The organism is Ureibacillus aquaedulcis, assembly GCF_030418165.1.
In the GTDB taxonomy this organism is placed as follows: domain Bacteria; phylum Bacillota; class Bacilli; order Bacillales_A; family Planococcaceae; genus Ureibacillus; species Ureibacillus aquaedulcis.
In genome coordinates this window covers 246033-259281 of the sequence record NZ_JAUHTQ010000004.1, presented here as the reverse complement: position 1 = coordinate 259281, position 13249 = coordinate 246033, and the positions used below count along the sequence as shown (strand labels likewise).

At 40.1% G+C, this 13249-nt stretch carries 12 protein-coding genes; all 12 read right to left on the bottom strand.

All coding sequences use genetic code 11. The features are described from left to right. Positions 1-12: 12 nt before the first annotated feature. The 12 genes from QYB95_RS08220 to QYB95_RS08165 all read right to left on the bottom strand — a co-directional run bounded on the left by QYB95_RS08220 (position 13) and on the right by QYB95_RS08165 (position 13117). On the bottom strand, positions 13-411 hold the full coding sequence (locus QYB95_RS08220) for a MaoC/PaaZ C-terminal domain-containing protein (protein WP_301137833.1): 399 nt from the start codon (positions 409-411) through the stop codon (positions 13-15). After that, the gene (locus tag QYB95_RS08215) at positions 408-857 is read right to left on the bottom strand and encodes a MaoC family dehydratase N-terminal domain-containing protein (RefSeq protein ID WP_301137832.1); all 450 of its coding nucleotides are present in this window, start codon (positions 855-857) and stop codon (positions 408-410) included. Before QYB95_RS08215 ends, QYB95_RS08220 begins: the two co-directional genes overlap by 4 nt. A gap of 18 nt (positions 858-875) precedes the next feature. Then, complete coding sequence (locus QYB95_RS08210) at positions 876-1640, bottom strand: beta-ketoacyl-ACP reductase (RefSeq protein ID WP_301137831.1); 765 nt, start codon at positions 1638-1640, stop codon at positions 876-878. A gap of 95 nt (positions 1641-1735) precedes the next feature. Further along, positions 1736-2704, bottom strand: coding sequence for an MBL fold metallo-hydrolase (locus QYB95_RS08205; protein ID WP_301137830.1), 969 nt, complete (start codon positions 2702-2704; stop codon positions 1736-1738). A 96-nt stretch (positions 2705-2800) separates the two neighbouring features. After that, the gene (locus QYB95_RS08200; protein ID WP_301137829.1) at positions 2801-4423 is read right to left on the bottom strand and encodes an ABC transporter substrate-binding protein; all 1623 of its coding nucleotides are present in this window, start codon (positions 4421-4423) and stop codon (positions 2801-2803) included. Positions 4424-4463: 40 nt separating this feature from the next. Beyond that, positions 4464-5369 (bottom strand): ABC transporter permease, encoded by a 906-nt coding sequence (locus QYB95_RS08195; RefSeq protein WP_301137828.1) that lies wholly within the window; start codon positions 5367-5369, stop codon positions 4464-4466. Between the two features lie 45 nt (positions 5370-5414). Continuing rightward, entirely contained in the window at positions 5415-6362 is a 948-nt protein-coding gene (locus tag QYB95_RS08190; RefSeq protein ID WP_301137827.1) for an ABC transporter permease, read from the bottom strand. Further along, positions 6359-8398: a dipeptide ABC transporter ATP-binding protein gene (locus tag QYB95_RS08185; protein ID WP_301137826.1), complete on the bottom strand. Its 2040-nt coding sequence runs from the start codon at positions 8396-8398 to the stop codon at positions 6359-6361. The genes QYB95_RS08190 and QYB95_RS08185 overlap by 4 nt, the downstream gene beginning before the upstream one ends. Positions 8399-8431: 33 nt before the next feature. Continuing rightward, complete coding sequence (locus QYB95_RS08180; RefSeq protein ID WP_301137825.1) at positions 8432-9982, bottom strand: class I adenylate-forming enzyme family protein; 1551 nt, start codon at positions 9980-9982, stop codon at positions 8432-8434. A gap of 85 nt (positions 9983-10067) precedes the next feature. Continuing rightward, positions 10068-11279 carry an MFS transporter gene (locus tag QYB95_RS08175; protein WP_301137824.1) on the bottom strand — a complete coding sequence of 404 codons (1212 nt, stop codon included), beginning with the start codon at positions 11277-11279 and terminating at the stop codon, positions 10068-10070. Positions 11280-11578: 299 nt separating this feature from the next. Beyond that, positions 11579-11977 (bottom strand): Zn-ribbon domain-containing OB-fold protein, encoded by a 399-nt coding sequence (locus QYB95_RS08170; RefSeq protein WP_301137823.1) that lies wholly within the window; start codon positions 11975-11977, stop codon positions 11579-11581. Continuing rightward, the gene (locus QYB95_RS08165) at positions 11978-13117 is read right to left on the bottom strand and encodes an acetyl-CoA acetyltransferase (RefSeq protein WP_301137822.1); all 1140 of its coding nucleotides are present in this window, start codon (positions 13115-13117) and stop codon (positions 11978-11980) included. It abuts the gene before it with no gap. Positions 13118-13249: the final 132 nt, after the last annotated feature.

Genomic DNA, 13249 nt, shown 5'->3' with positions numbered 1-13249 from the left:
AACCCTTCTTGATTAATTAAGTTCAAATTTAAGATTTCCACTAACAACATCTTTATGGTTTTGATTTGTGGCTTTTACATCAAAAATAAGTAGCCGATCCGTTTTATCTACTAATTCCGCCTTTAATGTTAGGACATCGTTTAAAAATACCATTCCAGAGAATCGAATATTATAATCTCTTATAAATCCGTCTTCATGATAGGGAGTGAATAATTTTGCTAGATTGCCCATCGTCCACATGCCATGGGCGATGATTCCCGGCAAACCCGCTTTTTTTGCTTCTTCATCTATTGTATGAATAGGATTGAAATCACCTGAAGAACCAGAGTACTTTATAAGATCCATTCGTGAAACAGGTTCAAGAGTGGTCTCAACAGATTCCCCAATATTTATCTCCTTTAAAACCGTCATACGTTTAAGGACCTCCTTACTGTTTCAGTTATTATGATGATGGATTCTTCTGTGAAAATTAAACGACCGTTTAAGTCTTCTCCATACCTCTTCATTTTCAGAAAGCCCATTTTTCCAGTACTGCCCTCTTTTTCATAGTAGTCTTCTATTTTTGAATAACAAAATACTTCTTCACCTACTAATAAAGGTCTCTCATAATGATAGATTTGCTCACCGTGAATCAACCCTTTTAAAGGTAATTTCAGTCCTTCAATTGAACCCGATCTTAACACCCGGGGAAATGTTGGAGGTGCTATATTCTTTCCGTATCTGGATTGTTTTCCTGCTTCTTCATCAATATAAATCGGGTGGCTATCTCCAATTGACTCGGCAAAACGCCTAACCAACTCTCTCTCTACAACATTTCTGGTTTTGCTTGAAGTCAGTCCAATATATTCTTTATACATTTTCCCCACTCCTTTCTATTAATTAGTCGGCCCACCTGCAACATAAATTACCTGACCACTGACGAAAGAAGATTTTTCATCTGCAAAGAAGGCAACCGCATTTGCAATATCACTGGGTTTACCGGTTCTGCCAACCGGAATTCTACTTGCACCAGCTTTTAAGAAATCTTCAAAAGGTACACCAATTCTTTCTGCCGTTGCTCTCGTCATATCTGTTTCAATAAAACCAGGGGCAACTGCGTTTGATGTAATCCCAAATTTCCCAAGTTCTTTTGCCAGCGTTTTTGTCAATCCTTGCAAGCCGGCTTTTACCGTAGAGTAATTTGCTTGCCCCGCATTTCCGAGAGCCGAAGTTGAAGAAATATTAATAATCCTTCCGTACTTTTGCTGCACCATATATTTTTGTGCCGCACGAGTTGTATTAAAGGCTCCTTTTAAATGAACATCAATAACTTGGTCCCAGTCACTATCAGACATCTTAAACAATAAGTTATCCCTTATAATCCCAGCATTGTTAACCAGGATATCAAGCGAACCAAATTCCTTCACAACCTGCTCCATAGCTGTTTCAACTTCATCAGCTTTTACGACATTTGCTTGGATAGCCAAAATATTAATGCCCTTCTCCTTAAACTGCGATTGAACTTCGTGCAATGCTTCTTCATTTATATCAATGATGGCGATCTTAGCCCCTTCTTCAGCAAAAGTTTCCGCAATCCCTTTGCCTATTCCCCGACTGCCGCCTGTAATAAATGCCACTCTATTATCGAATTTTCCTGCCAAATCGAATTCCTCCCAACTTTATACTAAAACTATTTCCTAACATTCTATTAGTAGTTTTGTAGAATTATTCAAACAGAAAAGTCATTTTAAGCTCTTCAAAAACCATTTACTAAACGGTATTGATAGACTCCATTATGTTTTTGGGCAGCCACGATATTTCGCTCGAGCAATAAATCCAGTACACTAACGATTTCAAACACGAATGTTATAACAGCCTTTTCGTATCTGCCTTTGTACATGTCCTGAATGATTTCAAATCCTGTCGCCGAATCTTTTGCTTTTTTCAGTGTGTTGATAACGCGCTGTGCACGGTTTTCAATATTATTTATATGTCCATCAATGGCTTCATCCAAATTCTCTATAATGGGGCCATGGCCTGAATAAGTTAGTTTTGCGGGGAGTCCCCTGCATTTCTCTAAACTGTCAAGATATTGCAGCAATGGTTTTGCCCGTTCAGTTCCATGTACGGGAGCATCTAAAAATATACCTCCGTGTACCCCTTTAATGATATGGTCTCCACAAAGAAACAGTTGTTCATCCGCGCAATAAAGCGAAATATGATCTTGTGAGTGACCCGGCGTTTCAATTACTTGGAAAGAGGGTAAACCAGGTACATAATCTCCCTCTTTAAGGACTCCATCCACGGTTGCAATCTCGAAATAATCACGATGGCCTTTACGGTAGGCCCATTGCGCTGCCATTTCTCTTGTTAATCCGAATTCGATAAATAACTTCTCAAAAAATTCGGAGCTCCACTCCAGGTAGTACTCATCTTTTAAAATCATTTCGGTATCCTTATGGGCAAAGATGGAAAGCGATGGATTCCTTTCCAGAATCCAATCAACCATACCGGTATGGTCATTATGATGATGAGTCAATACAATTTGCTCGATATCGGAAATGCTAATTCCTAAACGATGTAGGCCGCTATTTAACTGATTCCATCCCTCTTCATTTTTTAACCCGGCATCTATCAGTGTCAGTTTTTCACCAAACACAACATATGAATATACTGGACCAATGGGAAAGTTGGTTGTTAGCTCCAATCTTTCAATTTTTTGCAAAGTACTCAATCCCTTTTTTATAAGAATGTGTTCTCACATACCTTTCACCAAACGATTAATTTTAGGAACTTACATGCTTTCATACTCATTGATAGATTATTTATCCAACCAAACATCCTTCAGGTATCCGTATCCATAGGAAGCATGCGGATAAGAATCTTTTACATAAGCGTGTCTCGGAGTTTTTGTATAGTAGGTAGAAAGCGGTACAGGGTTAACCAAGTTTTCTAAAACATAACGTTGAATATCATATACATATTCTTTTCTCTCTTCCACGTCCAGGATAAGTCTTTGTTCATCAAGCATCTTGTCTAATTCCGGATCGCTTATGTTGTACCAATTTCGCGAACCATTTGTGTGCAGCTGTGTACGAAGCCATTCATCAGGCTCCTGGAAATAAGTTTGATAGCCTACACCCATGTCATAATCTACATTTGGCCATCTTTCCGAGAAGTAAGTGGCATATTCTACGATTTCCATTTCAACATTAATCCCGATATTTCTTAAATCCTCCGCCACCCATTGAGCAACACGCACTAATTGTTCTCCATATCCATTCGTTACGATCATCGTTGTATCAAAACCGTTTGGATATCCAGCCTCAGCCAGCAGCTTTTTGGCTTCCTCAGGGTTATATGGCAGCAACGCTTCCCTTTCTTCCAAAGGCAAAGCCCAATCACCCAAAGATGGGTTGACAGGTCCACTCGTTTCGCCGCCTCCATAAATGGCATCTACCATTGATTGACGATCGACCGCCATACTGATTGCTTTTCGAACTTTTATATCATTAAAAGGTTCTCTTTCCATATTCATATATAACTGTTCCTGAGTTGCAAACAATGCTTCAAAAATTTCAACATCAGGATTTGTTTTTTGAAGTTGCGTAAGCTGCTCTGGTGATAGTGCACCAATTGCATCTGCTTGACCAGTTCTAAATGCAGCAATACGAGAACCTTGGTCTGGCACGACTTTATAAATTACTTCATCTAGATACGGTTTTCCTTCTTCATAGTATTTTGGATTTTTTGTATAGGTTGCCTGCACATTATCTTCCCACTCTTCCAATACAAATGGTCCCGTTCCGATTGCATCAGTTGCTAAATCAACATCACCATCCACCGCCTCTTTCGGTAGAATCCACATAAAATGATTTGCCATAAAGTTTAAAAAAGGAGCGAAAGGTTGTTTTAATGTAAAGACAACTGTCTGTGAATCTTCAGCCACGATACTTTCCACCTCTGAAAGAATTGCCGCCTGATGACCCGGTAAATTAATAATTCTTTCCATAGTTGCTACAACATCCTCTGCTGTAACCTGCCTTCCATTTACCGGTTCTTTATCATGCCAGTACGCCTCCCGTAAAAAGAATTTGTATACTTTCCCGTCTTCTGAAATCTCCCAACGTTCTGCAAGATCCGGTACAACATTGTAATCTGTATAATCCACGCCTGGCCCAGTTTCATAAGAAACCAGCTTGTTATATACCAACCCTGCCATCATATGTGTATAGATCGATGACTGTTTATGCGGGTCGAGCATATCCGGATCGGCAGCAGAGAGAATCGTATAGGTTCCACCACTCTTAGGTTCCGAGGTTTCAACTCCCGGATTTTCCGATACCGTCTCATTCTTCTGTGTGTCCGAGGAGCATGCACTCATTACTAGTATGAGCAATCCCAAAATCAATAGGCCTAAAATTGATTTCAACTTTTTATCCATAACCATTCCCTCCTATGAAATAGTAATCTCTTATAATTCTCTAAGACATCTTTGGATCGAGGAAATCACGAAGAGCATCCCCGAATAGGTTAAAAGCCAAAACCAATATACTAAGAGCTAATCCAGGGAAAAGAACGAGCCAAGGAGCACTTTCCATATACATGCTCGCATCACTAAGCATCAAACCCCATGAAGGATTAGGGGGCGGTGTTCCAATTCCAAGAAAACTAAGTGATGCTTCTGCAATAATTGTCTGGCCAAAAGCAAGACTTGCCATGACAATAATCGGGGCCATCATATTTGGCAACCCATGTTTCATGATAATTCTGAATGAGCCTGCCCCTACCGAACGGGATGCTTCGACATAATTCGATTCACGGATTCTCAGCATTTCTCCCCGAACAATTCTTGCAAAACGAGGTACTTCTATTATGACCAGTGCGATAATGACATTTTGGATTGCAGGTCCTAATAATGCTGCGATAAATAATGCCAGTATTAATGCCGGGATGGACATAATCGCATCCATTATACGCTGAATGATCATGTCAACGATTCCACCAAAGTAACCCGAAATCATTCCTATCAAAGTTCCTAATATGATTGAGATAACTACTGTCACAATTCCGACGAGCAACGATATTTGGGAACCATAAACGAGTCGGCTGAACACATCTCGACCCAAGTCATCCGTTCCCATGACATGTTGTGCATTTGGAGCTGCCAGAAAAGCAGCGCGATCCTGACTTATAGGGTCATAAGGTGCTATGATCGGGGCAACGATTGCAATCGCCACCACAACAAGGATAATTAAAAGAGACACGAAACCAATTTTTTGAGTGATAATAAAGCGTTTGCAGTCCTGTTTGAGTTTACTCAAATGCAAATTCTTACCCGCCTTTATCCTCCCGTTTGGCAATTCAGAGTCTAATTGAACTTGGGACATGCGAATCACTTCCTTTTCTTGAAACAAGAATATTGATGCACTATTTTATTTAGCTCGAATCCGTGGATCTACCCAGCCATACATCACATCAACGATTAAGTTTACTAATAAAAACATTCCACCGAACACCAAAACAGTCGATTGAACAATTGGATAGTCCCTCACTAATACCGATTCGAAGATCAAGCTGCCTAAACCGGGTAGAGCAAAAATCGATTCAAGCACCACTGTTCCACCAAGCAAATAGCCGATTTGCAAACCAATCAGTGTAATAACGGAAACCAAGGAATTTCTAAGGGCATGCTTGAATATTACAATGCCTTCCTTTGCTCCCTTTGCCCGAACCGTTCTAATGAATTCAGAGTGCAGCACTTCAAGTACAGCGGACCTGGTCATCCGAACAATACTGGCACTGAGGGTAATGGCTAAACAGATTGCCGGTAAAAACATTTGTTGTAAGTTTACAAAGGGATTCTCGGCAAAAGATTGATAGCCTAATGGAGGAATCCAGTTTAAGGCCAAAGATAAAACAGTTAGCATAATTAGTCCCAACCAAAAATTCGGAATAGATAATCCGCCTATTGAAATAATTTTTAAGAAGTGATCGATAAAGGAATTCTGTTTGACAGCTGAAATGACCCCAATCGGTATCCCAATGATAATGGCTAATACTATTGACATAAGCGCCAATTGTATGGTCACTGGCAATCTCTCTAGAATAATTTGCGAAACTTGCTGACCTGACCAAAGCGAATTTCCCAAATCCCCTTGTATTGCTTTCGATACCCAATCAACCAGTTGACCCAGCACACTTTTATCAAGACCCATTTCAGCCTTCAATGCGTCCATCTGCTCAGCTGTAGCCCCGGAATTAGCCAATTGCAGTGTAACAACATCACCCGGAACGGCTCTCATGACGATAAAAATAAAAGTTGTCATGATGAATAATACGAATATTCCGAAAATTAGGCGTCTAACAATATATTCAATCATGTCCTTTGCTCCTCCCCATAGAGATGACATGAAACTGTATGCCCTTCAGATATATCTTTCAATTCAGGTTTTTGTTGCTTGCAAACGTCCATTGCAAAAGGACATCTAGTATGAAATTTACAGCCACTTGGAGGATTTGACGGACTTGGTACTTCTCCACTTAATATGATCCTGTCGGTTTCAATATTGGGATTAGGAACTGGGACAGCTGAAATGAGCGCCTTTGAATAAGGATGCAATGGCTCCTTAAATAAGGATTGGGCATCTGTCACCTCAACAATTTCCCCTAAGTACATAACCGCGATTCGATCAGATATATATTTGACCACATTCAAATCATGTGAAATAAACAAATAGGATAATCCCATCTTAAGTTGAAGATCCTTCAATAGATTCAGGATTTGGGCTTGAACAGAAACGTCCAGCGCTGATACTGCCTCATCACAGATTAAGAGGTCTGGCTCAGTTGCCAATGCCCTGGCAATTCCAATTCTTTGCCGTTGACCCCCAGAGAATTGATGAGGAAATTTATGCATATCATTTTTGGATAATCCAACAATTTCAAGCAACTCTGCTACCCGTTGTCGTTTGGTAGTTCCTTTGGCTAAATTGTGAACTTCCAAAGGTTCACCGATAATATCTAAGATAGTCATTCTCGGATTTAGTGAGCTATAAGGATCTTGAAAAACAAATTGAATACGTTTCCGAATCCCCTTCTTTTCTTTTCGATTAGCACTTGATAATTGCTTTCCATCAAAGTTGACTTCACCATTCGTTGAATCGATCAGTCCGGTTATTAACCGACCGACTGTTGACTTCCCACAACCTGATTCTCCTACAAGACCAAGAACCTCGCCTTTATTAATATTAAGTGAAACCCCGTCAACCGCTTTCACGTGACCAACCGTTCTCGATAAAATTCCTTTTGTAATTGGAAAGTATTTTTGCAAGTTTCTTACATCCAACAGCAATTGTTTACTTGCTAGATGCTCGTTTACTTCAAAGTCAGACTCCTGTTCTTCGATTAATGCAGGAATCTCTTTTTTTTCTTGAACTTCCGGATCTGCAGTCCAGCACTTACTAACTCGATTTTTAGATACCTCAAAAAGTGGAGGTTCTTCATTTTTGCATTTTTCTGTAGCCATGGGGCACCTAGGGTGAAAACGGCAGCCAGCAGGCATATCTTTTAAGCTTGGTACATTTCCCTTTATCGTTTGGAGTCTGCGGTTTTTATCTGTATCCATTTTGGGAATACTTTTCAATAAGGCTTCTGTATATGGATGTACTGGTTTGTTAAACAAATCCTTCACACATGACTGTTCAACAACCTGCCCTGCATAGACAACAACCACTTTGTCCGCCATTTCGGCTACGACACCAAGATCGTGGGTAACAAGAATAATTGCTGTTCCAAATTGTGATTGCAAGTCTTTCAATAACTGCATAATCTGTGCTTGAACCGTCACATCAAGGGCTGTTGTCGGTTCATCTGCAATTATTAGATTGGGTCTGCATGCAAGAGCAATCGCTATCATTACCCTTTGCCTTTGACCACCGGAAAGTTGATGTGGAAATGCATCAATTCTGCTTTCTGGATCTGGCAATCCTACTAGCTTCAACAATTCAAGTGCACGTTTCCGTAATTGATTTTTGCTTAGGTCTTCATGAATTTTTATCGTCTCAATTATTTGGTCTCCAATGGTATAGACAGGGTCCAAGCAGGTCATCGGATCTTGAAAAATCATCGCAATCTCGTTGCCCCGAATTTTTCGGATTTCTTCATCATTTAAATCTTTCAAATTTAAATCATTAAATAATATTTTCCCTGAAATCACTTCACCATTACTATCCAGCAATCTTAAAATGGAAAGTGCAGAAACACTTTTACCGGATCCCGATTCTCCAACGATAGCAACCGTTTCGCCTTTTGAAATACTAAAAGAAACACCATCAACAGCCTCTAGATTCCCCGTTCTCGTTTTGAATACCGTTTTCATCTCTTCAACTTTTAAAAGTGTGTCGGAGTTTAGCGCCAATCGAATTCCTCCTTTCAATTTTATGACATACCATTAATTGTCTAAAGTGAGGGTGGCAAAATGCTCTCGCAACTTCGTCTTCAGTATTTTCCCCACACCATTTCTAGGAAGCTCATCGATAAACTCAATATGTCGTGGCGTCTTGTATTTTGCCAAATTCTTTTGGCAATACTGAATTATTTCATTCTCACTTATGTTGAAGCCCTGCTTCTTCACAATACAAGCAAGAATCTCTTCCCCCATTCTTTCAGAAGGAATACCGATGACGGCAGCCTCTAGAACCGCCTCATGTTTGACTAATAATTCTTCTAAGTCACGCGGGTAAATATTGAAGCCGCCTCGAATGATTAAATCTTTCTTGCGATCTACAATATATAAATAGCCCTCTTCATCGACTTTTGCCATATCGCCTGTATGGAGCCAGCCATTTTGCAGCGCTTTCTCTGTTGCTTCTTCATTTTTATAGTAACCAGGCGTTACATTATCGCCTTGGACAAGTAATTCTCCAACATCACCGACAGCTACTTCCTGACCTTGTTCATCCACAATTTTGATGCTGACCCCCGGCATCGGGACGCCTACGGAGCCTTCCTTAATCGGCATATTATTGCGCTGTGTTGCAACACCAGGAGAAGCCTCCGAGAGTCCGTAGGCATCGCGTACCTCTGCTCCAAACCTTTCTTTAAATTTGTGGCGCAAACTAACCGCAAGAGCTGCAGAACCAGAACCGACTGTTTCTAAGCTCGATAAGTCATATTGCTCGGCGTTGGGATGGTAAAGCATTGCATGCACCATAGCAGGAACAGCAGCAAAAGATTTTACCTTATATTTTTCGATTACTTTAAATACTTCTTCTGCATCAAATTTTGAAAAAATTACAACTGAACTTCCAAGCAAAAACATCCCATTCATAATCCCGAATCCATAAATATGTGCCAATGGAAGAACCCCGATTGTTGTGCCTCTTGTATCCTCTTCCTCTCTAAGGGCTAACCCCGACATTGAATTGGCGTACAAGTTTTTATGTGTCAGCATAACTCCCTTTGGAACACCTGTAGTTCCAGATGTATATAAAATGACCGCAACATCCGATTCTTTCATATTCAACGAATTATTTTCATAGATTGGCATATTTGGCACTGCCTGATTCCATTCAATCACCTTAATGCCTTCTTGCAAGTCAGCTTCATCTGGTTGATCGATACATATAACCTTTGGTACAACACTCAAACCATTTGTCGAATTGATTATTTTTCGAAGAAGTGTAGATGAGGTGATGACCACTTTAGCTTCTGAATTTCTTAAAATATAATTAATTTCATTTTCATGAAGGAGGTACATAACAGGAACAATAATCCCCCCCACTCCCAATACACCTTGATAAGAGAAGATTACTTCTGGACAATTCGGCATGCAGATCAGTACCCGATCACCTTTTTCAACTCCTAGGGAATGAACAAGGCTTGAGACTTTTTTGCAAATGATTTCAGTCTCGGAATTTGTATAAGTTTCCTCATTATAGTAAAGAAGGTTATACTCACCAAACTTTTCAATATTCTCACCTAATAATTCAGTTAATAGCATGTTACCCTCCTAATAAAATTTACTATTTTCGCTGTAAAAACTTAATATAAAACGCTTACATTTCAAGGAGCCAACTTTTCGCTAATTATGAGTTACTAGTGTCTTTTCGATCAGGTAAAGTAATTTGGATTTTTTGCCGGTAGGCAGTCAAAAATGCTATGCCAAGTAGAAGTGCAGTAATCAGTGCAGAAGTTATAAATGGAGCCGATGCCAGAAATACAAATACCCATCCACCCCAAAGAGGACCTAGTATTCTTCCGAGACTATCCATGGAATTTTGGAGTCCCATTGTTATCCCTTGCCCCATCTCGTTACGTTTAGATAGCATCGCAATCGTAGTTGGACGCACCAAGGACTGACCAAATCCAGTTAGTACACAGCCTAATATAGCTACCCAAATAAAGGGTGCAAAACTGATGAAACAATATCCTATAGTTGTAATGACCAATCCTATTTTCGTAATGGTTTCTTCATCCCATAGCTCGTAGCATCTCTTTAGGATAAAGAATTGCACTACTACAGAAACTCCTGCCTGCGCACTAAACGCCAGGCTGACAAAAACAGGAGTAGCATCAAATCGTTCAATCATGAAATAACCTAATAATCCAAAGAAACTAGAGGCAGCTATGGATAACCCCAGGATAATTGTATAATGGTTCCAATAACCGGTTTTTGTGATCATTAAGATTGATTTCCAAAAAGAAATCGTTTCTTTTTGGGAAGATGTCTCACTTTCTTCCTCACTAATCACCTTGTCTTGAATGTAGAAATGAGCAAAGGGCAGCGTGATTAAAGCTAGTGAACCTGCAATAATGAAAGGAACAACTACTCCTAGAGGAGAAAATAACCCACCTATTGCTGGACCACATAAGAAACCCAGACCATTCACCGCTCCCATTTTTGCGATAGATTCATTCCTAAATTCCTTTTTCGTTTGATCTGCTACCATTGCAAAAGCAGCAGGGTGAGCACCAGATGAGATTGCTGCTCCAATTAGCCTTACTAATAGCAACTGCCAATAATTTTGTGCAAAAATCAACATTAGGAAGGCTATACCAAAACCCAAAACCCCCATTATTAACACTGGTTTTCTCCCTATTCTATCAGCTAAACGCCCCCACATTGGTGAAGTAATCATCTGTGCAATTGCCCAAACAATGATGAGTGATGACATTTGAACGGATGTAAGGTGTAAATCGTCTGCTAAGAATGGTAATGTAGGAAGTACTATTCCATAACCTGTCATCGTTAAAAACATTATGAATCCCAGTAAAAAGAACGCCTTCCTATCCATCATAACTATTCATCTTCTTTCACTTTTTTTAGAAAAAGCGCAAAAGTGCTCGCCAGCTCCGAAAAAACTTGAGACCATCTGCAGAAGTAGATGGGCACTAGCAGATCATTGTGGGATCTTAGAATAGCCAAAATACACTTTATGTTCTTAAAACGGCGATTCAAGTTTCCTCCTGGAGCTAGCACCTGCTGCTAAATACTGCTAGCTCAAGATTTTTTGACTTTTTCTTTTCTTTTAAAAACAAACGGAAGAGGTTCTTTCTTCCGTTTTGTACTTTTGCTTTGCGAGTACCTGGAAGTTTACTAAGTTACTTGAAAATATGGAAGAACCAACTCATTTTCAACCTTTGCAAACACAACAGAGACTGGTTGATCAATAGCAATTTGTTCTTTATCACCAATAATCCTTGACATCATCCTTACTCCCTCGTCAAGTTCAATGATGCCTACTACAAAAGGAGTGTCGCCCTTAAATTGGCCAAATGCTTGGTGTACAACAGTATAACTATAGATTCTGCCATTTCCACATGACTCTTGCCAGCTTATATCTTCTGAAAAACAATGAGGGCAAATTGTTCTTGGATAAAAGATATATTGATGACAATCGCTACAATACTGAATGAGCAGTTTTTCATTCATCAAGCCATCCCAAAATGGTTTTGATTCTTCATCAAACGCCGAATGAATCAAATCTTTTATCATTTAATCCCCTCCTAGAATCACGGTTGAGGTTGAGGATAGAACTCCACCTGTTCCGTGAACCAAAGCAAGCTTTGCATTTTCCACTTGGCGTGAACTACATTCACCTCTTAATTGACGAGTTGCCTCTATTAACAAGAAGATGCCATACATCCCAGGGTGGCAATAAGATAACCCACCACCGTTAGTATTCATAGGGAAATCACCCCCTGGAGCTGTTCGTTGCCCGCTTACAAATGCACCGCCTTCTCCAGGTTTGCAAAAACCAAGTGATTCAAGTGTCAATAATACCGTTATAGTGAAAGAATCATAGATTTCTGCCACATCGATCTCATCCTGTGTGATTCCTGCCATCTCAAATGCTCTTTTTCCTGATTCCCTTGCACTTGTAACAGTTAAGTCAGGCATATTGGCAATCGTGTTGTGAGAATGAGATTCACCATGACCCAAGATCCATACAGGTTTTTTGTTAAGTTTAGATGCAACATTTTTGGAAGCAACTATTACTGCCCCACCACCGTCAGTTACTAAGCAGCAATCTAGTAAACGCAAGGGGTCAGCGATTTTTCGTGAGTTTAGCACATCCTCTATTTCAATCGGCTCTTTCATGTATGCCTTCTCATTTAATAGCGCCCATTTTCTTGTTGCAACTGCGATTTCTGCCAATTGTTCCGATGTTGTACCATATTGATGCATATGTCGCATAGCAGCCAATGCGTATGCTCCAACAGGTGTCGGCAAACCGTAAGGCAATTCATATTGAGCCGTAAGTGGCGATTTAAAAGTGGAATTGGATGGATTTGTTCGGTTTGTGCTCCCATAAGTAATGAGTGCTACTTCAAATAATCCTGCCTCTATACCTGCTGCAGCGTGGCCGACATGGGCCTCAAAAGAGGAACCCCCGATGTTTGTGGAATCTGTAAATTTGGGCTGGATTCCCAGGTATTCAGCTAACATCAGGTTTGGTGCCCATGCCCAATTCCCTGCCGTGAACACAGCATCAATATCATTTTTTGTTAACCCGGCGTCCTCTAGCGCTGATTTCGCTGCTTGTGCCTGGAGCTGCAAGACATTCTTGCCTGGGATTTTACCTATGTCAGATTCGGCAACGCCGACAATGGCCGCTATTCTATCCGATTTCATATTTGCCCCCCTTTCCAACGATAAAAATGTGACTAACAATCTATTCATTTAAGAGTACGGACCATAACTAACCGGTTAGTATTATTACGGTATAACAACTGACTGGGTAGTATGTTAATAAAACAACGTATT

Bases quoted from the DNA above. Each gene is read 5' to 3' on its own strand.
- QYB95_RS08220 (WP_301137833.1), bottom strand. From the start codon at position 411: ATGACGGTTTTAAAGGAGATAAATATTGGGGAATCTGTTGAGACCACT.
- QYB95_RS08175 (WP_301137824.1), bottom strand. From the start codon at position 11,279: ATGATGGATAGGAAGGCGTTCTTTTTACTGGGATTCATAATGTTTTTA.
- QYB95_RS08180 (WP_301137825.1), bottom strand. From the start codon at position 9,982: ATGCTATTAACTGAATTATTAGGTGAGAATATTGAAAAGTTTGGTGAG.
- QYB95_RS08195 (WP_301137828.1), bottom strand. From the start codon at position 5,369: ATGTCCCAAGTTCAATTAGACTCTGAATTGCCAAACGGGAGGATAAAG.
- QYB95_RS08190 (WP_301137827.1), bottom strand. From the start codon at position 6,362: ATGATTGAATATATTGTTAGACGCCTAATTTTCGGAATATTCGTATTA.
- QYB95_RS08165 (WP_301137822.1), bottom strand. From the start codon at position 13,117: ATGAAATCGGATAGAATAGCGGCCATTGTCGGCGTTGCCGAATCTGAC.
- QYB95_RS08170 (WP_301137823.1), bottom strand. From the start codon at position 11,977: ATGATAAAAGATTTGATTCATTCGGCGTTTGATGAAGAATCAAAACCA.
- QYB95_RS08200 (WP_301137829.1), bottom strand. From the start codon at position 4,423: ATGGATAAAAAGTTGAAATCAATTTTAGGCCTATTGATTTTGGGATTG.
- QYB95_RS08215 (WP_301137832.1), bottom strand. From the start codon at position 857: ATGTATAAAGAATATATTGGACTGACTTCAAGCAAAACCAGAAATGTT.